Annotated in this window: 19 protein-coding genes and 1 pseudogene; 10 read left to right on the forward strand and 10 right to left on the reverse strand. The window is 70.0% G+C overall.

Annotation, left to right across the window (positions count from 1 at the left end):
• Positions 1–198 precede the first annotated feature (198 nt).
• The 3 genes from ACGFY9_RS34215 to ACGFY9_RS34225 all read left to right on the forward strand — a co-directional run bounded on the left by ACGFY9_RS34215 (position 199) and on the right by ACGFY9_RS34225 (position 2,566).
• Positions 199–1,647, forward strand: coding sequence for an aldehyde dehydrogenase family protein (locus tag ACGFY9_RS34215; RefSeq protein ID WP_393760666.1), 1,449 nt, complete (start codon positions 199–201; stop codon positions 1,645–1,647).
• 75 nt (positions 1,648–1,722) lie between these two features.
• Positions 1,723–2,079, forward strand: coding sequence for a nuclear transport factor 2 family protein (locus ACGFY9_RS34220; RefSeq protein WP_393760667.1), 357 nt, complete (start codon positions 1,723–1,725; stop codon positions 2,077–2,079).
• 31 nt (positions 2,080–2,110) lie between these two features.
• The gene (locus ACGFY9_RS34225) at positions 2,111–2,566 is read left to right on the forward strand and encodes a nuclear transport factor 2 family protein (protein WP_393760669.1); all 456 of its coding nucleotides are present in this window, start codon (positions 2,111–2,113) and stop codon (positions 2,564–2,566) included.
• Positions 2,567–2,615: 49 nt separating this feature from the next.
• On the opposite strand, the gene ACGFY9_RS34230 is transcribed toward ACGFY9_RS34225, so the two are convergent.
• Positions 2,616–3,443, reverse strand: coding sequence for an SDR family NAD(P)-dependent oxidoreductase (locus ACGFY9_RS34230; RefSeq protein WP_393760671.1), 828 nt, complete (start codon positions 3,441–3,443; stop codon positions 2,616–2,618).
• A 95-nt stretch (positions 3,444–3,538) separates the two neighbouring features.
• On the opposite strand from ACGFY9_RS34230, the gene ACGFY9_RS34235 reads away from it, so the two are divergent.
• Complete coding sequence (locus ACGFY9_RS34235) at positions 3,539–3,721, forward strand: NAD(P)H-dependent oxidoreductase (protein WP_393760972.1); 183 nt, start codon at positions 3,539–3,541, stop codon at positions 3,719–3,721.
• Between the two features lie 25 nt (positions 3,722–3,746).
• Here ACGFY9_RS34235 and ACGFY9_RS34240 read toward each other — a convergent pair whose 3' ends face one another.
• Positions 3,747–4,076 (reverse strand): oleate hydratase, encoded by a 330-nt coding sequence (locus tag ACGFY9_RS34240; protein ID WP_393760673.1) that lies wholly within the window; start codon positions 4,074–4,076, stop codon positions 3,747–3,749.
• 106 nt (positions 4,077–4,182) lie between these two features.
• Here ACGFY9_RS34240 and ACGFY9_RS34245 point away from each other — a divergent pair, with 106 nt between their 5' ends.
• Complete coding sequence (locus ACGFY9_RS34245; RefSeq protein WP_393760675.1) at positions 4,183–4,419, forward strand: hypothetical protein; 237 nt, start codon at positions 4,183–4,185, stop codon at positions 4,417–4,419.
• Between the two features lie 93 nt (positions 4,420–4,512).
• On the opposite strand, the gene ACGFY9_RS34250 is transcribed toward ACGFY9_RS34245, so the two are convergent.
• Positions 4,513–5,184 (reverse strand): VOC family protein, encoded by a 672-nt coding sequence (locus ACGFY9_RS34250; RefSeq protein WP_393760677.1) that lies wholly within the window; start codon positions 5,182–5,184, stop codon positions 4,513–4,515.
• A 191-nt stretch (positions 5,185–5,375) separates the two neighbouring features.
• Here ACGFY9_RS34250 and ACGFY9_RS34255 point away from each other — a divergent pair.
• Positions 5,376–6,141: pseudogene (locus ACGFY9_RS34255) on the forward strand (transposase); the annotation flags it as partial.
• A gap of 142 nt (positions 6,142–6,283) precedes the next feature.
• Here the strand turns inward: ACGFY9_RS34255 and ACGFY9_RS34260 are convergent.
• The 5 genes from ACGFY9_RS34260 to ACGFY9_RS34280 all read right to left on the reverse strand — a co-directional run bounded on the left by ACGFY9_RS34260 (position 6,284) and on the right by ACGFY9_RS34280 (position 13,358).
• On the reverse strand, positions 6,284–8,053 hold the full coding sequence (locus tag ACGFY9_RS34260; RefSeq protein ID WP_393760679.1) for an RICIN domain-containing protein: 1,770 nt from the start codon (positions 8,051–8,053) through the stop codon (positions 6,284–6,286).
• Between the two features lie 141 nt (positions 8,054–8,194).
• Complete coding sequence (locus ACGFY9_RS34265; protein WP_393760681.1) at positions 8,195–9,016, reverse strand: carbohydrate ABC transporter permease; 822 nt, start codon at positions 9,014–9,016, stop codon at positions 8,195–8,197.
• Complete coding sequence (locus tag ACGFY9_RS34270) at positions 9,013–9,996, reverse strand: carbohydrate ABC transporter permease (protein ID WP_393760683.1); 984 nt, start codon at positions 9,994–9,996, stop codon at positions 9,013–9,015. The genes ACGFY9_RS34265 and ACGFY9_RS34270 overlap by 4 nt, the downstream gene beginning before the upstream one ends.
• Before the next feature lie 96 nt (positions 9,997–10,092).
• Complete coding sequence (locus tag ACGFY9_RS34275) at positions 10,093–11,340, reverse strand: extracellular solute-binding protein (protein WP_393760684.1); 1,248 nt, start codon at positions 11,338–11,340, stop codon at positions 10,093–10,095.
• Between the two features lie 56 nt (positions 11,341–11,396).
• Entirely contained in the window at positions 11,397–13,358 is a 1,962-nt protein-coding gene (locus ACGFY9_RS34280) for a glycoside hydrolase family 127 protein (RefSeq protein WP_393760686.1), read from the reverse strand.
• 260 nt (positions 13,359–13,618) lie between these two features.
• On the opposite strand from ACGFY9_RS34280, the gene ACGFY9_RS34285 reads away from it, so the two are divergent.
• Positions 13,619–14,638: a LacI family DNA-binding transcriptional regulator gene (locus ACGFY9_RS34285; protein WP_393760688.1), complete on the forward strand. Its 1,020-nt coding sequence runs from the start codon at positions 13,619–13,621 to the stop codon at positions 14,636–14,638.
• Between the two features lie 72 nt (positions 14,639–14,710).
• Here the strand turns inward: ACGFY9_RS34285 and ACGFY9_RS34290 are convergent, their stop codons facing one another.
• Both ACGFY9_RS34290 and ACGFY9_RS34295 read right to left on the reverse strand, forming a co-directional pair.
• Complete coding sequence (locus ACGFY9_RS34290; protein ID WP_393760690.1) at positions 14,711–15,544, reverse strand: PIG-L family deacetylase; 834 nt, start codon at positions 15,542–15,544, stop codon at positions 14,711–14,713.
• A 259-nt stretch (positions 15,545–15,803) separates the two neighbouring features.
• On the reverse strand, positions 15,804–16,715 hold the full coding sequence (locus ACGFY9_RS34295; RefSeq protein WP_393760692.1) for a helix-turn-helix transcriptional regulator: 912 nt from the start codon (positions 16,713–16,715) through the stop codon (positions 15,804–15,806).
• A 209-nt stretch (positions 16,716–16,924) separates the two neighbouring features.
• Between ACGFY9_RS34295 and ACGFY9_RS34300 the strand changes: the two genes are divergently transcribed.
• The 3 genes from ACGFY9_RS34300 to ACGFY9_RS34310 all read left to right on the forward strand — a co-directional run bounded on the left by ACGFY9_RS34300 (position 16,925) and on the right by ACGFY9_RS34310 (position 20,564).
• Positions 16,925–17,902: an aldo/keto reductase gene (locus ACGFY9_RS34300; protein WP_393760694.1), complete on the forward strand. Its 978-nt coding sequence runs from the start codon at positions 16,925–16,927 to the stop codon at positions 17,900–17,902.
• 227 nt (positions 17,903–18,129) lie between these two features.
• On the forward strand, positions 18,130–19,611 hold the full coding sequence (locus ACGFY9_RS34305; protein WP_393760696.1) for a hypothetical protein: 1,482 nt from the start codon (positions 18,130–18,132) through the stop codon (positions 19,609–19,611).
• Positions 19,608–20,564, forward strand: a complete 957-nt coding sequence (locus ACGFY9_RS34310; protein ID WP_393760697.1) for a YbhN family protein — start codon at positions 19,608–19,610, stop codon at positions 20,562–20,564. The genes ACGFY9_RS34305 and ACGFY9_RS34310 overlap by 4 nt, the downstream gene beginning before the upstream one ends.
• Positions 20,565–20,624 lie beyond the last annotated feature (60 nt).

The raw sequence follows: 20,624 nt of genomic DNA on the forward strand, positions 1-20,624 counted from the left end.
CACTCCTAGGCAGACCCGGCCTTCCTGGTCGGTGGCGGGAGACCGATAGTCGGGGGTGTGCCTTCCCCGCGACCGCGGACGTCAGGGGGACCTGACACCAGGGCCGATCCGACAGGCCGATCCGACACCAGGCGGATCCGTCGTCCCCAAGGCCACCGGTACCTCCGACAGTATCGATCCTCACTCCAGGAGACTTCCATGACCACTGGCTTCACCATGACGATCGCGGGCGACGCGATAGCGGGAGCGAGCGAATACGACGTGCTCGATCCGGCCGACGAGACGGTCGCGGGGCGGGCGCCCGTCTGCTCCCCCGAGCAGTTGGACCAAGCCGTGGCCGCAGCCCGGGCGGCGCTTCCCGGCTGGTCGGCCACTCCGTTCGAGGATCGCCGCAAGCTCGTCCTGGCGGTCGCCGACGCCGTCGAGGCACAGCTCGAACCGCTCAAGCGGCTCCTCACCCGGGAGCAGGGAAAGAGCCTGGACGACGCTGCCGGTGAGATCCTCGGTTTCGGGTACTGGCTGCGCGGGACGGTTTCGCTGTCGCTGCCGGAGACGGTCAACGAGGACAGCGCGGAGCGCCTCTCCGTCACCCACCGTGTCCCGCTGGGTGTCGTCGGGGCGATCGTGCCGTGGAACTACCCGCTGGGCAACGCCGGGTTCAAGCTCGCTCCGGCCCTGCTCGCGGGCAACACCGTGGTGTGGAAGCCGTCGCCGTTCACCCCGCTGACCACGCTGAAGGTCGGCGAGATCCTGCGCGACGTGCTCCCGCCCGGCGTGCTGAACGTCGTGTCGGGCGACGCCGGGCTCGGGCCGCGGATGACCGGACACCCCGGCATCGACATGATCAGCTACACCGGCTCCACCCGGACCGGCCGCCAGGTCATGGCCGGCGCGGCGCCCACCCTGACCCGCGTCACCCTGGAACTGGGCGGCAACGACCCCGCCATCGTCCTTCCGGACATCGACGTCCCGGCCGTCGCCGAGAAGCTGTTCTGGGGGGCCTTCGCCAACAGCGGCCAGGTCTGTCTGGCGATCAAACGCCTCTACATCCACCGAGACGTCTACGAACCGCTGAAGCAGGCCCTGGCCGCCTACGCCGGCACTGTACGGATGGGCCCCGGCACCGAGGCGGGCGTGTGCCTCGGCCCGGTCCAGAACCGTCCGCAGTACGACCGGATCCTCAGCCTCCTCGACGACTCGCGGGCACAGGGCCACGCCTTCGCCATCGGCGGCCTCCCGCAGGGCGAGGGCCAGGGCAGGCCCGGCTACTTCGTGCCGCTGACGCTCGTGGACAACCCCCCGGAGGAGTCGCGCATCGTCCAGGAGGAGCAGTTCGGTCCGGTCCTGCCGCTCCTCCGGTTCGACGGCATCGAGGACGCCGTCACCCGGGCCAACGCGGGCGAGTACGGACTCGGCGCGTCCGTCTGGTCGGCCGACCCCGAAGCGGCCCTGGCCGTCGGGCGACGCCTGGAGGCGGGCACGGTCTGGATCAACGAGGTCCAGCACCTCACCCCGTACGTCACCTTCGCGGGCCACAAACAGTCCGGCCTCGGTTCCGAGAGCGGACCCGAGGGCCTGATCGAGTTCACCGCGCCCCGGACCATCACGGTTCGGCGCGACGGAACGGCTTCGACGGCTGTGTCCTGAACTCCGGTCGCGGGCCCGCGACCGCGCACCGACGACATCGAACGACATCGAGCGAGACCGAAAGAGGAGCCGACCGTGCCCACGAAGCAGCAAGTGGAGGAATGGGTGGCCGCCTACCTGCGCGCCTGGCGCAGCAACGCGCCGGAAGACATCGCGTTCCTCTTCGCCGCTGATGCCGAATACGACGAGTGGCCGTACGAAACGCACTGGATCGGCCGCGAGGAGATCGTGAAGGGCTGGCTGAGCCGGGAGGCCTGGCAGCAGGGCGGGTGGGACTTCGACTGGACCCTCTTCATGATCAACGGAGACACGGTCGCCATCGGCGGCACAGGCGTCTACAAGGAGCTCGGTACCTTCGCCAACCTCTGGACGGTGACCTTCGACGAGCACACCAAGTGCAGTGTGTTCCGCATGTGGAACAACCAGGTCTGAGTCCGGGAACCGGAACCACCCAGGAGAGACGATGGTCGACTACGCAGAATTCAAAGCCCTGGCCCCCTTCATCAAGCTCGTCGAGGACTCACTCGCAGGGCTCGCCGACGGGGACCGCTACTTCGACCTGTTCGCGGACGACGTCGTCATGGAGTTCGTCTACGCGCCTCCGGGCACACCACCCGAGCTTCGGGGACGTCGGGCGATCATCGACTCGTTCCGCGGCTACGGGCGCATCATCAGCCTCGACCGCATGAGCGACGCCAAGGTCTACACGACGGCCACAGCCGGCGTGGTGATCCTGGAGTACGCGAGCCACGGCACCGGGGTCACGACGGGCAGGCCCTACCACCAGCACTACGTCTCGATCGTGACGATCCGCGACCGTCGGATCGTCCACTGGCGGGACTACGCGAACCCGCTGGTCGTCATCGACACGATCGGTGACGGACAGGCGATGGCGAAGGCCATGTTCTCCGCCATGTGACGTTCTCCGGCATGTGACGGCCCGGGCTGCCCGCCAAGGGGCCCGGCGCTCACTCCGGCGGTTCGTAGCGGCCGTCGACGGCCGTCCACCCGCCGTCGACGGTGAGCACGCTCCCGGTCACGTAGCTCGCCGCGTCGGAGGCCAGGAACACCAAGGCGCCCGCCATCTCCTCGGGCTGGGCCCAGCGGCCCAGCACGGTCTTCGCCGCGTAGGCGTCGTACCGCACGGAATCGGACTGGGCCCAGGTCGTCATCGGCGACTCGACGACCCCGGGGGCGAGCACGTTCACCCGCACACCCAGCGGACCCAGTTCCGCAGCGGCCGTACGGAGCAGGGCGCCGAGGCCGGCCTTCGTCGCGGAGTAGATCCCCTGGGCGGGCTCGACGGTGACGGCCCGGACCGAGGAAACGCCGATGATCGAACCGCGGCCGCGAGCGGCCATGGGCCTTCCGAAAGCGCGCAGGAGGTCGAACGGCGCCCGCAGGTTGAGATCGACGATGCGGTCGAACTCGGCGTCGGAGTAGTCGACCAGCCGCCTGCGGACGTTCGTCGCCGGGGTGAAGACGAGCACGTCGATCTCACCCAGCGCGTCGGGAGCCGCCCGCACGGCCTCGCGGTCGAGGAGATCCAGTCGACAGGGCTCGCCGCCGATCGCGGTGGCGGTGCTGGTGGCCGCGGCGAGGTCGAGGTCGGCGCAGACCACCGCGGCGCCATGTGCGGCAAGGGCCCGGGCGCCGGCGGCACCGATGCCGCTGCCCGCGCCGATCACCACTGCCCGTCGGCCGTCGAGGCGGAAGAGGCGCGAGGGCCCCTGTGACGACTGCGCGTGTCCGCTCGCTGTGTGCGAGGCGGGCCGGTCCGTGTACTCCGTCGTCATGGCACTTTCCTCCCTGACGTGTCGAGTATCGTCCCCTCGATCATGCGCAGGCCCGGAAGGCCGAGGAAGGCCGTGCCCTCCTCGGTACGCCACACCTGGGAACAGGTGTCCAGGAACCTCTCAGGGCGGGCCCAGCCGCCGTAGCCGATCAGGACCCCCGACCGTCGGACGCGCTCACGCTCGTCACGCCCGAGTACGAGGGCACCATGCCTGCCGTGCTGAAGAACGTCATGGACCCGGCTGTCCCGCCCGATCGGCGCCGGCGCCACGATCCTTGAGGACGTCAAGCTTGCGATGCCCGGCTCAGCGGCCTGGCGGTACGACGACGGACATCAGCCAGTTGGAGTCCTTGAACGCCATCAGCGCACTCGTGCCGGTGACGTTGCCGGACAGCTCCTCGACGCGGTGCAGGAGCAGCGGGTCGCGCAGGGTGAGGGTGAAGGACTCCCACCTGGCCTCGTTCACATTGCCGTTGAAGGCGGGGGGCCGGCCGAAGTCGTCGGCCTTGGCGGCGAGGGTCTCCCGGAGCCGCCAGCCGCCGTCCTTCTTGTCGCGGACCAGTTCGGGCGCGCTGTCGTCGCTGCCGCAGGCGGCGTCGGCGGTCGAGGACGCCGAAGTCCGGAAGACCGACATGAAACTTCGACCGATGAAGATGGATGTCCAGGAACAGCGGCAGCGCGGCAGGTCGTGCCTCTGAAAACGGACCACAGCTACGAGGTGCTGCCCATCGGATCATTCCTTGCCGATACGTTCTCGCGCACATGGCTCGGCGGTCCTGGCGATTGAAGGCCCTGTGGTCCTCGCGGCCTCCCGGGCTCGCCAGGACGCCCTGACCGGTGCAGAAGAGCAACGGCTTGTCGAGGTCAGCCGACTGTGGGTCGCGGAGTGGTCGGCGGACGGCGAGGTCCTCGACGAGGGGATTGCCGTGTGGATCCTTAGCGGTCTGGCCGGCCTGGCCCGCGCCATCGGCCGCTAGCCAGAGGGCCTGTACTGCTGGATGGCGTAGATCGATGACCCTCTATGGCTTGCGCACACGCCGCTGGCCCCGCGTTCTGTCGCCTACGACGCGTCAGTCACGGTCCTGCCATGTGCACACGCAGACTTCATTGCCCTCGGAGTCTGCCAAGACCCAGAATGCTCGCGCACGGTCGTCGCTGACGAGTCGACCGCCGGCCGCGAGGGCGGCTTCGACTCGGGCCACGGCATCGTCGTGCGGAACAGTCAGATCAAGGTGAATTGTGTTGCGCTGCGTGCGCGGTTCGTCCATCTGCTGGAACCAGAGAGACGGACCGCCATAGGACGGGTCCACCAGGTCGGCGGGCGCGGTGACGTCGTCATACCCGAGTACCGCCTTCCAGAACGGGCGCACTGCGGGGATGTCCATCGCATCGATCGCGATTGCAAGCGACTGAACCGGATGATGAGCAGGGTGCGCGACCGTCTGGTAACCGGCCGTGCGAACTGCCTTCGTGATAGAGCGGGCCAGATCGACGTCCTGCGTCGTCACCCGAAATGTGCCACGTGTCTCCAGCGTGAGTTCCACTCGGTCGGCGGTCGCGCGCAGGCGCAGATGGTCGTTCGCGTGTGGGCCGGCGATGTCGACCGCAGCGCGGATGACTTCGCACGCGTCGAAGAGAGAGTCGACCGTGACAGCGGTGGTGAGGCAGTCGAGGAGGTACCGCCAGCCGAGGTCTTCAACTGCCAGCGACGCTTCGCTTTCCGTCAGAATCGTGTCAGCCATATGGTCATGCTCTCCAGTGTCGTCGTGGCTTCTCTGTACCCTGTTCGGTCGTTTCGTGGAGGCGTGGCAGCAGGCAGAAGGACACGGGCCACCATTGATCATCGTTGGTTGTGTGGACAAACGAAGATCAGCCGGCGGCCGTGAGCCACAGCGTAGACCCTGCCCGGTGGCAGCCGGTGTTCGAGGACCTGATGGCGCGGATCGCGGGGCGGCTCGCTCGGGTGGAGCCGCGGCGCCGGGCTCGGGCGTTCGTGCCGGGCCTGCTCGCGGAGTTGCCGCGGAAGAACTGCTGGACGATCGCCGAGCATGCCGGTGACACCACTCCAGCCGGCGTGCAGCACCTGCTCAGCCGTGCGTCCTGGGACGCCGACGAAGTCCGTGATGACATACGCGACTTCGTGGTCGAGCACCTCGGCAACGAGAACGCCGTCCTGGTGGTCGATGAGACCGGCGACCTGAAGAAGGGCACAGCGAGCGTCGGGGTGCGGCGCTGTACGTCCCGCGTTCTTGGACACAGGACCTCGACCGGTGCCGGGCAGCGGAGATCCCCACCTGAGTGCCGAACCGGAGAGGCGTGAGGTGGCTACATCCTGGCCGTCTCGTGCAAACGGCCGATCCCCGCGCGCGGGTGTCCTCGATGCGGGCGTGCTGGCTTGCTGCCTGCCGAAGAAGGCCTGGCAGCGGCTCTCGGCCGGAGACGGTGCCAAAGGCCGCCGCTATTACGAGTGGGCCCAGGCCGAGATCAACGACCCGAAGGAGGGCGCTGGCAACAGGTCGCTGTTGGTGCGGCGCAATCGGCGCACGGGCCAACTTGCCTTCCACCGTTGTTACTCGGCCGCTCCGGTTCCGTTGACCACCCTGGTCAGGGCGGCTGGTCGCCGCTGGACCTCCTGGCACCGCTGGACCACCCTGGCGATACTCGCGCACGCCTACCTCGTGGTCACGGCCGCCATCGAACGAACCGCCGCGATGCCTACCGTTGGCTCTGACCAGGTTCTTTTTGCCTGGCCGGGGTCACGGCCGTTCGGCGATGTGCCGGTTGGTGAGGACCTTCCCGCGCTCGCCGTCGACGACCAGCGCGGGACCCCTGGCGGTTGCCTCAGCGAGAGGTGAGCTTCCACAGGTGGTCGGCGGTGCCGTTGTCGGACCACTGCAGGACCTGGGCGCCGGAGGCGGTGCTCATCTGGTCGACGCCGAGCAGGAGACCGCTGTTGTAGTTGGCGATCTTGGCATAGCCGTCGCGGGCCGGGATGACCTGCCAGAGGTGGTCGGCGGTGCCGTTGTCGCCCCAGATCAGGGCTGTGCCGCCGTTGGCGGTGCCCGCGTTGGTGATGCCGAGCAGCAGCCCGCTCTTCTGGTTGACGATCTTGTAGAGGCCCTGGCCCGCGGCCACGAGGGTCCAGTTCTGGTCGGTGCCGGTGGTCGACGTGGCCTGGACGACCGAAGTGCCCTGCGTGGTGGCCGCGTTGAGGGTGTCCAGGGCGAGGCCACTGTTCTTGTTGGTGATCTGGTAGCGGCCGGCCAGGGACGTCGAGGTGCCGCTGGGAGTGATCGTCAGGTGGTAGCCGTCGGCGGCGTTCATCGTGACCGGCACCGTGATGGAGCCGTTCGAGACGGAGTAGTCCGTGTCGGAGATGGTGATCGGGCCCGGGGAGGCGGTGGTGCGGCCCGTGTCGGGGCTGTATTCCAGCTTGACGTGGACGGTGCTGCCGTACGCCGACAGCGACGAGAGCCCGTTGACCGTGACGGCGCAGGAGCCGGTGCAGCCGCCGGCGATGACGCTGATCTGGTTGCCCGCGCCGTTGAGGGAGGCCAGACCGTCGATGCCGGTCTGGGCGGGCGGTGTGGTGGTGAGCATGTTCCCGGACATGCCGCCGTACCACTTGTACGTCCAGTAAGAGCCGTTGGGCGAGCCGCCGGTGTCGGTCAGGGTGTCGCCGAGAGTGCCGTAGTGGTTCCAGAAGGCCAGTTCGGCGTCGCGGACGCCCGCGCGCTCGAACTTGGCGGCATAGCCGATGAGTGCACCGGAGTTGCCCATTTCGGTGGGCGTGCCGTACTCCTCGATGGCGATCGGACGCGGGCTGATGCCGAGGCTGCTCTCCAGCGAGCGGTAGGCCGCGACATGGGCGGCGATGCCCGAGCTGCCCTGGAGCTCGTGCCAGGCGATGACGTCGGGGACCGTACCGCTGGCCTTGGCGTCGGTGAGGAAAGTGGTCATCCAGGACTGGTTCCACGCCGAGTGACTCGGGCCCTGGATCGGGGTGGTGGCGTCCTTGGCGCGGACCTCCTTGAACGTACGGACCCAACCGGCGTCGAAAGCACCCGCGTTGGTGGTGTCCCAGGTCCAGTCCGGCTCGTTCCAGAGTTCGTACGCGCCGATGTTGGTGGCTCCCGAGGACTTCACCGCGGCGACCTGCTGGTCCACCGCCGAGAGCCAGTTGCTCCAACTGACCCACTGGTAGGGGAAGTTCGGGTACCAGTCCGGCATGCGTACGACGACCTTGGCTCCCGCTGCCGCGGCCTTCGGGGCGACGACCAAGGCGTCACCCGCGGGCGCGGGCTCTCCGTTGGGGAGTTGGCTGCCGCCGGGCGCCATCTGGACGAACGTGTTGGGTTTCAGGGCCTGTACGAGGCTGTCGCTGGGGGTGCTCGCAGTGGCGAGGCCGTAGAGGCTGCCCGTGCCAACGTGCGTGACGGAGCGCAGGTTCTGCGCGGCGTTGACGACCAAAGTGGTGGCCGACGTGGGGGTGGCCTGGGCGGGTGCGCCGGTCAAGGCGACGGCTGTGGCGGCCAGGGCGGTGGCCGACACGATGGCGCCGACGCGGGCGAGGGGCGCTCTGGAGCGGTGACGGTGGCTCAGGTATGACATCAGCGGCTCTCCTGAGTGAGGGAGGGGGACTTGCCAGGTGCGGTGCGGGGAGTTGCGATGCGGTGCGGAGGCGGCTCGGGGAGGCATCGGCGGTCCGCGGCCCCGCCCGACCGGTGGGTCCGGGGCGGCGGGCACCGTGGATCAGTCCTTGACCGTGCCGGCGGTCACGCCCGCGGCCACGTAGTGCTGGGCGAGGACCAGGAGGGCGGCCGCCGGGATCGACGCGACGACGGCGGTGGCCATGATCGCGTTCCACTCCTGGTTGTTGTTGCCGATGTACTTGTAGATGCCGAGGGTGATCGGCCGCCAAGTGCCGCCGCCGTCAAGGGTGTTGGCGAAGACGAAGTCGGACCAGGCCCAGAGGAAGCTGAAGAGCGACACGGTGACCACCGCGTTGCGGCTGACCGGCAGCACGACGGACCGAAAGGTGCGCCAGGTGCCGGCGCCGTCGATGCGGGCCGCGGAGATGAGCTCGCCGGGGATGCCCGACATGAAGGCCGTGAAGATCATCACGCCGAACGGCACGGCGATGGTGGAGTCCGCGACGATCAGCCCCCACCAGGAGTTGAGCAGGCCGAGGTCGAGGAAGATGCCGTAGAAGCCCATCGCCATGACGATGCCGGGGATCATCTGGGCGACCAGCAGGGCGAGTCCGAGGGTTCCGCCGCCCAGTGGGCGGAGTTTGGCCAGGGCGAAACCGGCCGGGGCGGCGAGGACCAGGGTGAGGGCGACCGTGCCCAGGCCGATGAGCAGGCTGGTGCCGAGGTAGGGCAACTGGTCGTTCAGGACGGCCCGGTAGCCCTCGAAGGTGGGGTGGAGCGGCAGCAGATCGGGCGGGGTCTTGCGCATGTCCTGCTGCGGGGTGAGGGACACGTTGATCATCCAGTACACCGGGAACAGCATCAGGGCGGTCAGCAGGACGCCGATGACGGTGTAACGGCGCTTTCCCGTACGGGACTTCATGCTTCCTGCCTCCTCTGGACGCGGATGTAGAGCAGGCCGAAGACGAGCGCGATGAGGATGAGGATGTTGCCGACGGCCGCGCCGGGGCCGAACTTCGGCAGCAGCGTGCCGAAGCCGAGCTGGTACGACCAGGTCGCGAGGGTGGACGACGCGTCGCCCGGACCGCCCTTGGTCATGATCCAGATCAGGTCGAACACCTTGAGCGTGTAGACCAGCCCGAGGAGCAGGGTGATCGCCGACACCGGGCGCAACAGCGGGAAAGTGATGCGTCGGAACTGCTGCCAGGCCCCGGCCCCGTCCAGGGACGCGGCCTCGTACAGCTCCCCGGGGATGTTCTGCAGCCCGCTGTAGAGGATGACGAGGTTGAACGGGATGCCGATCCAGATGTTCGCGATGACGACCGAAGTCAGCGCCCAGTCAGGTGAGTTGAGCCAGTCCACCGGGGACACGCCCACGAAGTGCAGGGCGTAGTTGATGACACCGGACTCGCTGTTGAACATCCACGACCAGGTCGACGCCGACACGATCAGCGGCAGCAGCCAGGGGATCAGGAACAGGGCGCGCAGGGTCCCGGCCAGCCGGAAGTGCCGGTTGAAGAAGACCGCGAGGGCGAGCCCGGCCACGTACTGGAACGCGATCGACGCGAAGGTGAAGAGCAGGGTGTGGCGCATCGCGGGGCCGAACGTGGGGTCGTCCAGGACGGTCGTGAAGTTGGCGAGGCCGGAGAAGGGCGCGTCCCCCTGCACGAACGACCGGACGGTGTAGTCGCGCAGGCTCAGGTCGAGGTTGCGGTAGAGCGGATAGAGGTAGAAGGCGGCGAGGTAGATGATCAGTGGCGCGATGAAGGCCAGCGCGGTGAGCCGGCTCCTACGGCGCTGTCGGCGCCGCAGGTTCGACGGGTCCGTCCGTTGTCCGGTGCCGGTCGCCCCGGACCTGGCCGGGGACCGCTGCGAGCGGCGGTCGACGCGGGCGATGGTCATGGGTACTCCTGGATGCGGGTGGCGTGTCCGGGCCGGCGGCGGTGTCCGGGCGGGCGCGGTGGCTATGCGGTTTCCGGAGAGGTGCGGAGGCCGGTGTCAGCCCTTGCTCGCGGCCGTCTGAGCGGCGTCTAGGGCCGCCTGCGGGCTCTTGCCGCCGGACAGGGCGTTCTGCACGGCGGTCCACATCGGCTGGGAGACCGTCGGGTACTTGGTGCCCAGACCGCCGCTGGTGCGACCGCGCGCCGCGGCCACCGCGCCGACCCACGGCTTCAACTCTGGGTTCTGCTTCACCTGTTGGGCCTGCACCTGGGCGGTGGGCGCCACGTACGTCAGGGTCGTGTCGGTCGTCAGCAGGTTCGTCGAGTTCGTCAGACAGGTGACGATCTTCTTGCTGACGTCGTAGCGGGAGGAGTCCTTCTGCACGGGGACGGTGACGAACTCGCCGCCGGTCGGCACCGGCGCGGAGCCGCCGTTCTGCCCGGGGATGCTGATGACGCCGTACGGGAAACCGGCCTTGTCGGCGTTGCCGAGCTGCCAGGTGCCGTTCTCGCTGAACGCGTAGTCGCCGGTGGCGAACTCCTGCCAGCTGGTGGTCTGGGTGTTCTGGAGCACGTCCTTCGGCGCGTATCCGCCGTCGACCCACTGCTTCCACAGCGACAGCGCGGCCACGCCCTTGTCCGAGTCGAGCTTGGTGAGGTCGCCGCCGGCGCCCCAGAACCACGGCAGGAACTGGAAGCTGCCCTCCTCCGTGTTGATCGCGGAGAACGTGATGCCCTTCTTGCCCGCGGACTTGACCTTCTGCAGCGCCGCCGTGAGCGAGGCCCAGTCCTTGACGGACGCGGGGTCGACGTGGGCCGCGGTCAGGATCTTCTTGTTGTAGTAGAGCGCGAGGGTGTTGGCGCCGATCGGCACACCGTAGGAGGCCTTGTCGATGACGCCCGCGCCGAGGATGTTCTTCTGGATCGACGACGTGTCGAGGCCGAGGTCGCTGGTCTTGTTGAGGATCCCCGCCTCCACGAGCGTGGAGACGACCGGGTTGTCCACCAGCATCACGTCGGGGGCGTTGCCCTGCTGGGCGGCGAGCAGTGCCTTGTTGCCCAGGTCCGTGGTGTCCATGCTGGTGCGCTTGACCTTGACCCCGGCACCGGTGCCGCACTTGGTGACGAGCTTGCCCCACGCCGAGGAGGCGTCGAACTGCGGGTACGGGTCCCAGAAGTTGTACGTCCCGCCGGCCTTCCCGGAACCGGACGCGGAGGAGTCGGAACCGCCGCCGCAGGCGGCGACAGAGGTGAGCGCGCCGACGGCGGCTATGGCGGTGAGGAGGGTGCGGCGGGTGTTTCTCACGGTGACCTCGTTGTCTTGGTGCGGCTCGTAGGAAGCAGGAGTTGGGTGTGGCGGGCTCAGGAGGTGGGCAGCCAGACGCGCATGCCGCCGTCCTGACGGTTGGCCCACGCGTAGTAGGGGATCGCGGTGAGCTCGACCAGGTCGCCGGCCGGGGCGGCGTCGGGTGCGGGGGCCCGGTACGGCCACCAACTCCCGTCGTCCGCTAGGCGCCTGCGGTACCCGGCGGCGATGACGGTGGTGACACCGCCGAGCAGATCCGGGCGGTGCTTCACGGCGAGCGGGCGGGTGGGGTCGAGGACGATGTCGTCCAGACCGCCGCCGGGGACGTCCACTTGCTCCAGGCAGTACACCAGCGGCCCGCGCTCGATCGCCGCACAGCCGCGCACGGCGTCCACCCGAGGGTCGGCGCCGGTCAGCCGGGGTTCGAGCACCAGCTCCAGGACGACCGAGTCGCCCCGCGCCCAGGTCCGTTCGAGGCGCAGCCACCCGTCCTCGACCGGCGCGTCCGTCTGGTCGTACGACAACTCCCCGACCCGCACCCGGAATGCGCGGCACCACTGCGGGACGCGCAGGGACAGGGTCCACGGCCGGTCGGGGGTGTCCTCGACGGTGAGGACGATCGTGCCGTGCCAGGGGTAGTCGGTCTCGGCGCGGACGGACATCCCGCCGTGGGAGTAGTGGCCGGTGGTGAACTGGTGGATCTGCAGGCCCTGTTCGTCGCCGGACGCGAGGTAGTGCTCCAGCGAGGCCAGCAGCCGCATGACGTTCGGGGGGCAGCAGGCGCAGCGGAACCAGCGGGTGCGGCGGGCCGACTGATCGCCGCCGGGGTCGGTGTGGCCGTCGCGGACCTGGAGCGGGTTGACGTACAGCCAGCGCTCGCCGTCGAGCGAGACTCCGGCCAGGAAGCCGTTGTACAGGGTGCGTTCGATCAGGTCGGAGTAGCTGGCCTCGCCGGTGAGCAGGGCCATGCGCCAGCTCCACTGGACGGAGGCGATGGCCGCGCAGGTCTCGCAGTAGGCGCGCTCGTTGGGGAGTTCGTACGGGTCGCCGAAGTCCTCCTCGTCGTGGTGTGCGCCGAGGCCGCCGGTGAGGTGGGTCTTGGTGGCGGTCATCGCCCGCCACAACCGCTCGCCCGCGGCCCGGAGTTCGGCGTCCCCGGTCTCGGTCGCGAGATCGGCTGCGGCGGCCAGCAGGTACAACTGCCGTACGGCGTGGCCTTCCACGGTGTCCGCCTCGCGCAGCGGCACCCGGTCCTGGCAGTACGCCTCACCGCCCAGCAGACCGTGGCCGAAACGGTCGACGAAGTAGCCGGCCAGATCGAGGTAGCGGCGCTCGCCGGTCTCCCGGTACAGCTCCACCAGGGCGGTCTCGACCTCGGGGTGGCCGTCGATGCCGTCGATCTCCTTGCCACTGCCGGGAAGGCCGAACACGGAGTCGATGTGGTCGGCGAACTTGCGGGCCACGTCCAGGAGTTGGGGCCGACCGGTGGCCCGGCGGTGGGCGACGGCCGCCTGGATGAGATGGCCGGCGCAGTACAACTCGTGGCCCCAGCGCAGGTCCTTGTACCGCTCGCCGCCCTTGAGCAGCTGGAACCACGTGTTCAGGTAGCCGTCGGGCCGCTGCGCGCCGGCGACCAGGGCGACGATCCGGTCGACCTCCGACTCCAGCTCCGGGTCGGGCTGTTGGGCGAGCTGCCAGGAGGCGGCTTCCAGCCACTTGTAGACGTCCGTGTCCACGAACGGGTACGCGCCCCGGAACTCGCCCTCGACCGCGCCCGCCGCCAGCCGCAGGTTGTGCAGATTCCCCGCCGACTCCAGCAGTCCGGGGCCCTGCGGGAGTGAGACACGCGCGTTCACCTCGCGGCGGGTGCTCCAGAAGCCGGCGCGCACCTCGACCGCGGCAGGCGCGAGCGCGGCCTTGGCGCCCGGGCCGAGGCGGACCGGCCCGGTGGACGTGCCTGACTGTTCGGACGGGGCCGGGGCCGAGGAGGAAAGCGCGGTGGAACGTGGGCGGGGCATGGCTCTCCGGAGAGGTCGGTGGGAAGCAGGACGGGGATCCGACGCGCGAAGTGCGTCAGGGCGTCCCTGAGGTCGGACGGGCGTGGCTCCGTCTCTCGAACCCGCTTAGGAAAACGTTTTTCTGCCGGGAAAGGTAGGAACGGGACCGAGGGCGCGTCAAGAGGTCCGGCAAACATTTTCTTCGCCTGATCAGGACTGGCCAGCCGACGTGAACGGTGCCAGGATGCTGCTGCCGATGTCGTCCAGGAAAAGGATTGCGCGTGACCGCCGTTCCACGTCTTCCGCCCACCGGGCGGGCGAAGCTCGCCGACGTAGCCAAGCTGGCCGGCGTCAGTGTCGGGACGGCCTCAAAGGCGCTGAACGGCAGCGGGAACATGCGCCCGGAGACCCGGCAGCGGGTCCTGGACGCCGTCGAGGAGCTCGACTTCCGGCCCAATCAGCAGGCACAGAGCCTGCACACCGGCCGCAGCTGGACCGTCGGGCTGATGACGACGGACGGGATCGGCCGCTTCAGCACGCCCGTCCTCCTCGGGGCCGAGGACGCGCTCGGCGCCGGAAAGATCTCCGTGCTGCTGTGCGACACGCGCGGCGATGCCATCCGCGAGCAGCATCACCTGCGCAACCTCATGGACCGCCGGGTGGACGGCATCATCGTGACCGGCCGTAGGACCGACCCGCGTCCGCCGCTGAACGGCATCGAACCGATCCCGACGGTCTACGCCCTCTCGCCGTCCACCGACCCGGACGACATCTCCGTCGTGTCCGACGACCGGAGCGGGGCCCATCTGGCCATCGAGCACCTGCTGGGCACCGGCCGTACCCGGATCGCGCACATCACCGGCCCGGCCCACCACGCGGCCGCCCGCGACCGCGCCCACCACACCCTCGAACTGCTCCAGCACTCCGCCATGGAACTCGCCACCGGCCGGGTCCACTTCGGGGAGTGGAGTGAGGCGTGGGGCCGCCGCGCCGCCGAAACGGTGCTGCGCACCGCACCGGACACGGACGCCTTCTTCTGCGGCAACGACCAGATCGCCAGGGGCGTCGCCGACGCGCTGCGCGAGAACGGCCTGGACGTCCCCGGCAGGGTGTCGATCGTGGGGTACGACAACTGGGACGTCATGGCCCTGGCCTCTCGTCCACCCCTCACCACGATCGACACGGCCCTCTCCGAGATCGGCCGGCAGGCCGCCCTCCTGCTGCTGGACGCCATCAACTCCGAGCCGGCGCCCGGCCTGCACAGCGTGCCCTGCCGACTCGTCGTGCGCGAATCCACCTGAGCTTTGCGTGAGTTGGGACCTCGTGAGCAGGTCCGGACGTCAGTCGTACGTCCGCTCAGGTGCCGTGGACCATCAGCGCAGCCCGGCGAAGAGGTCGTTCTCGGGTACGGCCGCGCCGGTGGTGTCCTGGACGCGTACGAAGGTCTCGATGCCCATCAGGTCGCCGAACCTCTCCTTGCCCATCTTGAGGAAGAAGATGTTGTCGCCCTGACTGGCGTGCGCGGCCAGCGAGTCGAACTTCTGGCCGCTGAACGCGGTGGTGTCCACCCAGGTGGTGATCTCGTCGTCGGGGAGGCCCATCTTGGCCATCTCGGCGACCTCGGCGGGGTCCGGCTCCGGCATGTCCGGATGGAACTCGCGAATGATCTCGCCGAACTGCCGCATCGCCGAGCGGGGCATCGTCGTCCAGTACACCTTCGGTGTCGGCTCGGTCATCTCCAGCGCCGCCATCGTGATGCGGTGGGCCTGGATGTGGTCGGGGTGGCCGTAGAAGCCGTTCTCGTCGTAGGTGACGACCACATCAGGTCGGTAGTGCCGCATGAGTTCGGCGAGGCGGGCCGCGCCTTCCTGCACGGGGGTCCGCCAGAAGGATCCGGGGGCGTCGTTGCTCGGCCAGCCCATCATTCCGGAGTCGGCGTAGTCCAGCATCTCCAGATCGCTGATCTTCAGGACCTCGCAGCTCGCTTCGAGTTCCTGACGGCGCATCAGGGCGACCGCCGCCGGATCGTGGCCGGGATCGCCCGGCTTGACACCCCCCGGTCCGTCACCGCAACTGCCGTCGGTACACGTCACGAGCACCGTGCGGACGCCTTCCGCCGCATACCGCGCGAGGACCCCTCCGGTGCTGGTGGCCTCGTCGTCGGGGTGGGCGTGCACTGCCATGAGCGTCAAGGGCCGGTCAGTCATGAAGAAGTCCTCCTGCGGACATATGTCGTGGTTCGAGTGCTCGTCGGGCGTACCGCGATGCCGGTCTCCCCGTTGCTGCAACCGCGCCGGCTGGACCGGCTGTTCCCGGCGCGACCGTTTGGCCTTCCGGTTGGTCTTCCGGGCGTCGGCGTTTCGACGCGATCAAGGTACCGGCACGCCCCGCATGTCCCGGCGCCACGCCGGAGGCGTTAGACAGCGATCCCGGCCGCCCGAACGAGCGAGCCGGGGCGCAAGCCGCTTACGGCCGTGGGCCGGTGGCTTTCGCGACGGGGTCAGGACGTCCGGCGGGCCGGGGCGCGGTCACGTCGAGCAGGAGCAGGGCGTCGTGGTCGGGGGTGCCGGGCTCGGCGGTGTAGACGCCGATGCGCTGGCCGGGGGTGCCTTCGATGTGCAGTGACTGCGAGGTGAGGGTGAGGGTGCCGACCAGGGGGTGGTGGAACGTCTTGTGCACCGGCTTGCGTCCGGTCACCTCGTAGCGCTCCCACAGCCCGGCGAAGTCGGGGCTTTTCAGAAGCAGTTCGCCGACGAGGTTGGTGAGGTCGGGTGCGTCCGGGGCGGTGCCGGCGATGGCGCGCAGGCGGGCGACGCAGCCGGTGATCTGCCGGTCCCAGTTGTCGGCGAACAGATCCCGGGCCGCGGGGTGCAGGAAGAGATGGCGGGCGAGGTTGCGGTGCTTGGCCGGCCACTCCTCCAGGCCCGCGTACAGGGCCAGGCCGCCGGGGTTCCAGGCCAGTACGTCCATGCTGCGGCTGATGACCAGCGCCGGATTCGGGCGCAGGGAATCGAGCAGTACCTTGAGATGGGGGCGCACGGTTCGGCTGGGCGCGGGCGGCGGTTCGGGGGCGTAGCGCGCGGCGCGGGCGGCGAGCTCGCGCAGGTGCTGGTGTTCCTGGTCGTCCATGCGCAGGGCGCGGGCGAGCGCGTCGAGGACGGCGGGGCTGGGGCGGGTCTCCTTGCCCCGTTCCAGGCGTACGTAGTAGTCGATGCTGATGCCGGAGAGGGTGGCCAGCTCCTCGCGGCGCAGGCCGGGGGTGCGGCGGATGCCCGCGCCGACGGTGAGGCCCACGTGTCCGGGGCTGGTCTGGGTGCGGCGGGCGCGCAGGTAGCGGCCCAGCTCGGCGCCTTCGCTGTGCGCGCTCTCGGATGCCATGACTCCAGTCTCACCCGCTCGGCACCCGCCACGCGGGCGGGGTGGGGGGCCCTGTCGTTACCCCTGAAGAGGCCGCCCTGCCACACCGCGGCAATCCGGGCCAAGGTGAATGAGGAAGACGCCCGCCCCCTCACCGCCGACCGGCACGACCTGCCGGGGCCGGGCGAGAGGGGGAGACCGGGCACCACCATGGATCGGAAGTGGGCGAGATGCGGTACATCAAGCTGCGTGACCTGGAGGTTTCCCGGATCGGCCTGGGCGCGATGGGGATGTCCCACGCCTACTCCGGCTCCGGCACCGACGACGCCGAGTCGATCAGGACCGTGCACCGCGCGCTGGAGCTGGGCGTCACGCTCATCGACACCGCCGAGATCTACGGCCCCTACACCAACGAGGAACTCGTCGGGAAGGCGCTCAAGGGGCGCCGGGACCAGGTGGTGCTGGCCACCAAGTTCGGCATGGTGTCCCACGGTGGAGAAGGCGTCTGGAACGTGGACTCCAGCGCGGCGAACATCCGTACCGCCGTCGAAGGCTCCCTGCGGCGGCTGGGCACCGACCACATCGACCTGTACTACCAGCACCGGGTCGACCCGAACACGCCGATCGAGGAGACCGCCGGCGCCGTCGGTGAGCTGATCACCGAGGGCAAGGTGCGCGCCTTCGGTCTCTCGGAGGCCGGCCCGGACACCATCCGGCGCGCGCACGCCGTCCAGCCGGTCACCGCGGTGCAGTCCGAGTACTCCCTGTGGACCCGCGGCGTCGAGGAGCGCGTCCTGCCCGTGCTGCGGGAGCTGAACATCGGCCTGGTGCCGTTCTCCCCGCTCGGCCGCGGCTTCCTCACGGGCACGGTCCGCTCCACCGACCAGTTCGACAAGGACGACTTCCGGCGCGACAACCCGCGCTTCACGGGCGGGAACTTCCGGCACAACCTGGCGCTCGCCGACGAGGTCAAGGCCCTGGCCGACGAGGTCGGCGCCACGCCCGCGCAGGTCGCCCTGGCCTGGCTGCTCGCCCAGGGCGACGACATCGCCCCGATCCCCGGCACCAAGCGCGTCACCCGGGTCGAGGAGAACACCGCCGCCGACGCCGTCACCCTGACCGCCGGCCAGCTCGACCAGCTCAGCAGCCTGCCGCCCGCCGCCGGTGACACCCACACCGAGGCCCAGGCCCGCCTGCTCGAACGCTGACCGGGCTGTCGGTGTCGTAGGGGCGGCCGGTGTTCTCGTGGTGCCCGGCTGCTGTGCCTCGACCGGACCTGCCCGCCTGGGCGGCCCGTCAGTCGCTTGGCTGAATTGCAGGCCGCAGTCCCGCCTGCCGCGCGGTAGTTTGTCCATGTTTTCCCTGGCTCCGGCCTTCAGGAATACAGGCTGTAGGGTGCTGGAAACCCTACAAACTGTAGGGGGAGGGGTGGGCAATGTCCGGCAGCGCGTACGCCACACTCGCCGGGACCCGACGGCTCGGACCGCCGACCGCGTCCCGCCGCTCGGAGTACCCGCTCGCCGCGGTGGCGGTGGCCTTCACCCTGGCCCAACTGGTCCTCGTACGCCCCGCGTTGGGCCTCGGCTGGGACGAGACCGTCTACGTCAGCCAGATCAGCGCACACGCCCCCGCCGCCTTCTTCAGCGCACCCCGCGCCCGCGGCATCTCCCTCCTGGTCGCCCCCGTCACCTCCTGGTCCTCGTCCACCACCCTCCTCCGCGTCTACCTCGCCACCCTCTCCGGCCTGGCCCTCTTCCTCGCACTCCGCACCTGGCGCGGCCAGTTCCCGGTCCGCGTCCTCGCCCTCGCAGGCGCCCTGTTCGCCTCCCTCTGGGTGACCCTCCTCTACGGCCCTCAGGCCATGCCCAACTACTGGGTCGCCGTGGGCGCGCTCGCCGCCGCGGGCTGCTGCCTGCGCGCCCGGGCCGACCGCTCCGACCGGGCCGCGGTGTGGGGCCTGGCGGCGAGCGCGTCCCTGATGGCGTGGATGCGGCCGACGGACGCGGTCTGGGCGACACTGCCGTTGCTCGTCCTCGTGGTGGCCGGCCGCCACTGGCGGCTGCTCGTGGCCCTCCTCGCCGGGCTCGCGTCCGGTGCCCTGGAGTGGGTGATCGAGGCGTACGTCAGCTACGGAGGCCTGACGGAGCGGCTGCACGAGGCCTCGGGCATCGAGGGCGGACTGGGCTGGAATGTCGCGGTCGTCGACCAGCTGCGCAGCCTGGGCGGACGCGCCCTGTGCCGCCCGTGCACGGGGAACATGCCCAACCCGGCGGTCGACGTCTGGTGGCTCGTGCTGCCCGTACTCGCCGTCGTCGGACTGGTCGTCGCGGTCCGCGCGCGGCGCACGGCGGCCACCCTCGTCCCCCTCGCCTGCGCCGCCACGGCCGCCTTCCCGTACCTGTTCATGATCGGATACGCCGCTCCACGCTTCCTCCTGCCCGCCTACGCGCTGGTGGCGATCCCGGTCGCCGACGCGCTGATCCACCTGGTCACCAGACCGGCCGGAGCATGGCGGCGGGTCGCGGTGACCCTGCTCGTGGTGGGGCTCGCCGGGCATCTGGCGGTCCAACTCGCCGTCCTGGAAAGGACGGTGAGCCGCACGAACGCCCAGCACCGCGACTGGTCCCGCACCGCCGCCGAACTCCACCGCCTCGGCGTACGCAAGCCCTGCCTGCTCACCGGCCAGGACGCCATCCCGATAGGCTTCTACGCGGGCTGTGCCTCCGCCGCGACCCATGGCCACAACGCCAACACGTCCCTGACGATCATCGACCGCACCGCGCGCCGCATGCCCGTCGCCAACGTCACGCCGACCGGCAGCCGCCCACCCGCGTACGCCCGCGACTGGCCCGCCCACCGTTACGGCGCGCTGGAGCTCCGTGTCGCTCCGAGCGCGGAGAAGGGCGGAGGCGGATGACGGCACCGCCCACCCCGACCCCCACACCCCCCAACACCCGCCGCCGACACGCTTACTGGCAGACCGCGTTGACCCTCGCCGTCCTGGTCGCCGTCGTCTGTCTGGTGCGGCGGCACTGGCCCGTGCTCGCGAGCGGGGCCGGGCAGCTCGCCGTCGCCGATCAGGGGTGGCTGCTGGTGGCCGCGACAGCCGCCCTCGGGACATGGGTGTCCTCGGCGCTCGCCCAGCAGGGTGCCGTGCCCCAACGGCTGCCCGGCAAAAGGCTGGTGGCCTCCCAGCTCGCCGCGTCCGCCGCCAACCACGTGCTGCCCGCCGGGCTCGGCGCCGGTGCCGTCAACCTGCGGTTCCTGATGCGCTGCGGGCTGCCGGTCGGCCGTTCGGCCAGCGCTCTCGCCGTCAAGGCGACCGCCGGCGTGGTCGTCCGGATCGTGCTCATCGGCGTTCTCGCCGCGGTCTGTCCGGGTGTGCTGCGCGTCCCGGACATCTCCGTGGGCGTGGTGGGCGTCGTCCTCGCGGTCGTCGTGCTCGTCGCCGTGCTGCTCAACTGCCCGCTGTGGCCCCGGTGTCGGCGCGCCCTCGGCACGGTGCTGACCGACATCCGGGCCGTGCACGTCCGGCCGAACCGGGCGGCTGCCCTGTGGGGCGGCTCGCTGGCCTTCGCCGCGCTGAACTGCCTGGTGCTGATCTGTGTCACCCAGGCCGTCGAACTGCCGTTGTCCCCGGCCCGGGTGGCGCTCCTGTACCTCGCCGCCAGCAGTGCCGCCGCGCTACTGCCCACGCCGGGCGGCATCGGTTCCCTCGACGCCGCCCTGGTCTTCGCGCTCACCGCCTCGGGAACCACGGCGTCGGCAGCCGCTTCCGTCGTCCTCGGCTACCGGCTGCTCACCATGTGGCTGCCGCTGGTCCCGGGCCTGTTGGTGCTCGGGGTGCTGGTCCGGCGCAAGGCGCTCTGACCTCAACGGCGTTTCCCACGCGGCCGGTTCAGGTAGGAGTCCGATATCTGTCCGCGGGCG

It is taken from the genome of Streptomyces sp. NPDC048504 (assembly GCF_043200035.1).
In the GTDB taxonomy this organism is placed as follows: domain Bacteria; phylum Actinomycetota; class Actinomycetes; order Streptomycetales; family Streptomycetaceae; genus Streptomyces.

What these genes read in the sequence shown, in the direction of transcription:
- ACGFY9_RS34215 (WP_393760666.1), top strand. Translation starts at nt 199, where the DNA reads ATGACCACTGGCTTCACCATGACGATCGCGGGCGACGCGATAGCGGGA.
- ACGFY9_RS34225 (WP_393760669.1), top strand. Translation starts at nt 2,111, where the DNA reads ATGGTCGACTACGCAGAATTCAAAGCCCTGGCCCCCTTCATCAAGCTC.
- ACGFY9_RS34230 (WP_393760671.1), bottom strand. Translation starts at nt 3,443, where the DNA reads ATGACGACGGAGTACACGGACCGGCCCGCCTCGCACACAGCGAGCGGA.
- ACGFY9_RS34240 (WP_393760673.1), bottom strand. Translation starts at nt 4,076, where the DNA reads ATGTCGGTCTTCCGGACTTCGGCGTCCTCGACCGCCGACGCCGCCTGC.
- ACGFY9_RS34250 (WP_393760677.1), bottom strand. Translation starts at nt 5,184, where the DNA reads ATGGCTGACACGATTCTGACGGAAAGCGAAGCGTCGCTGGCAGTTGAA.
- ACGFY9_RS34260 (WP_393760679.1), bottom strand. Translation starts at nt 8,053, where the DNA reads ATGTCATACCTGAGCCACCGTCACCGCTCCAGAGCGCCCCTCGCCCGC.
- ACGFY9_RS34265 (WP_393760681.1), bottom strand. Translation starts at nt 9,016, where the DNA reads ATGAAGTCCCGTACGGGAAAGCGCCGTTACACCGTCATCGGCGTCCTG.
- ACGFY9_RS34270 (WP_393760683.1), bottom strand. Translation starts at nt 9,996, where the DNA reads ATGACCATCGCCCGCGTCGACCGCCGCTCGCAGCGGTCCCCGGCCAGG.
- ACGFY9_RS34280 (WP_393760686.1), bottom strand. Translation starts at nt 13,358, where the DNA reads ATGCCCCGCCCACGTTCCACCGCGCTTTCCTCCTCGGCCCCGGCCCCG.
- ACGFY9_RS34290 (WP_393760690.1), bottom strand. Translation starts at nt 15,544, where the DNA reads ATGACTGACCGGCCCTTGACGCTCATGGCAGTGCACGCCCACCCCGAC.
- ACGFY9_RS34295 (WP_393760692.1), bottom strand. Translation starts at nt 16,715, where the DNA reads ATGGCATCCGAGAGCGCGCACAGCGAAGGCGCCGAGCTGGGCCGCTAC.
- ACGFY9_RS34300 (WP_393760694.1), top strand. Translation starts at nt 16,925, where the DNA reads ATGCGGTACATCAAGCTGCGTGACCTGGAGGTTTCCCGGATCGGCCTG.
- ACGFY9_RS34305 (WP_393760696.1), top strand. Translation starts at nt 18,130, where the DNA reads ATGTCCGGCAGCGCGTACGCCACACTCGCCGGGACCCGACGGCTCGGA.
- ACGFY9_RS34310 (WP_393760697.1), top strand. Translation starts at nt 19,608, where the DNA reads ATGACGGCACCGCCCACCCCGACCCCCACACCCCCCAACACCCGCCGC.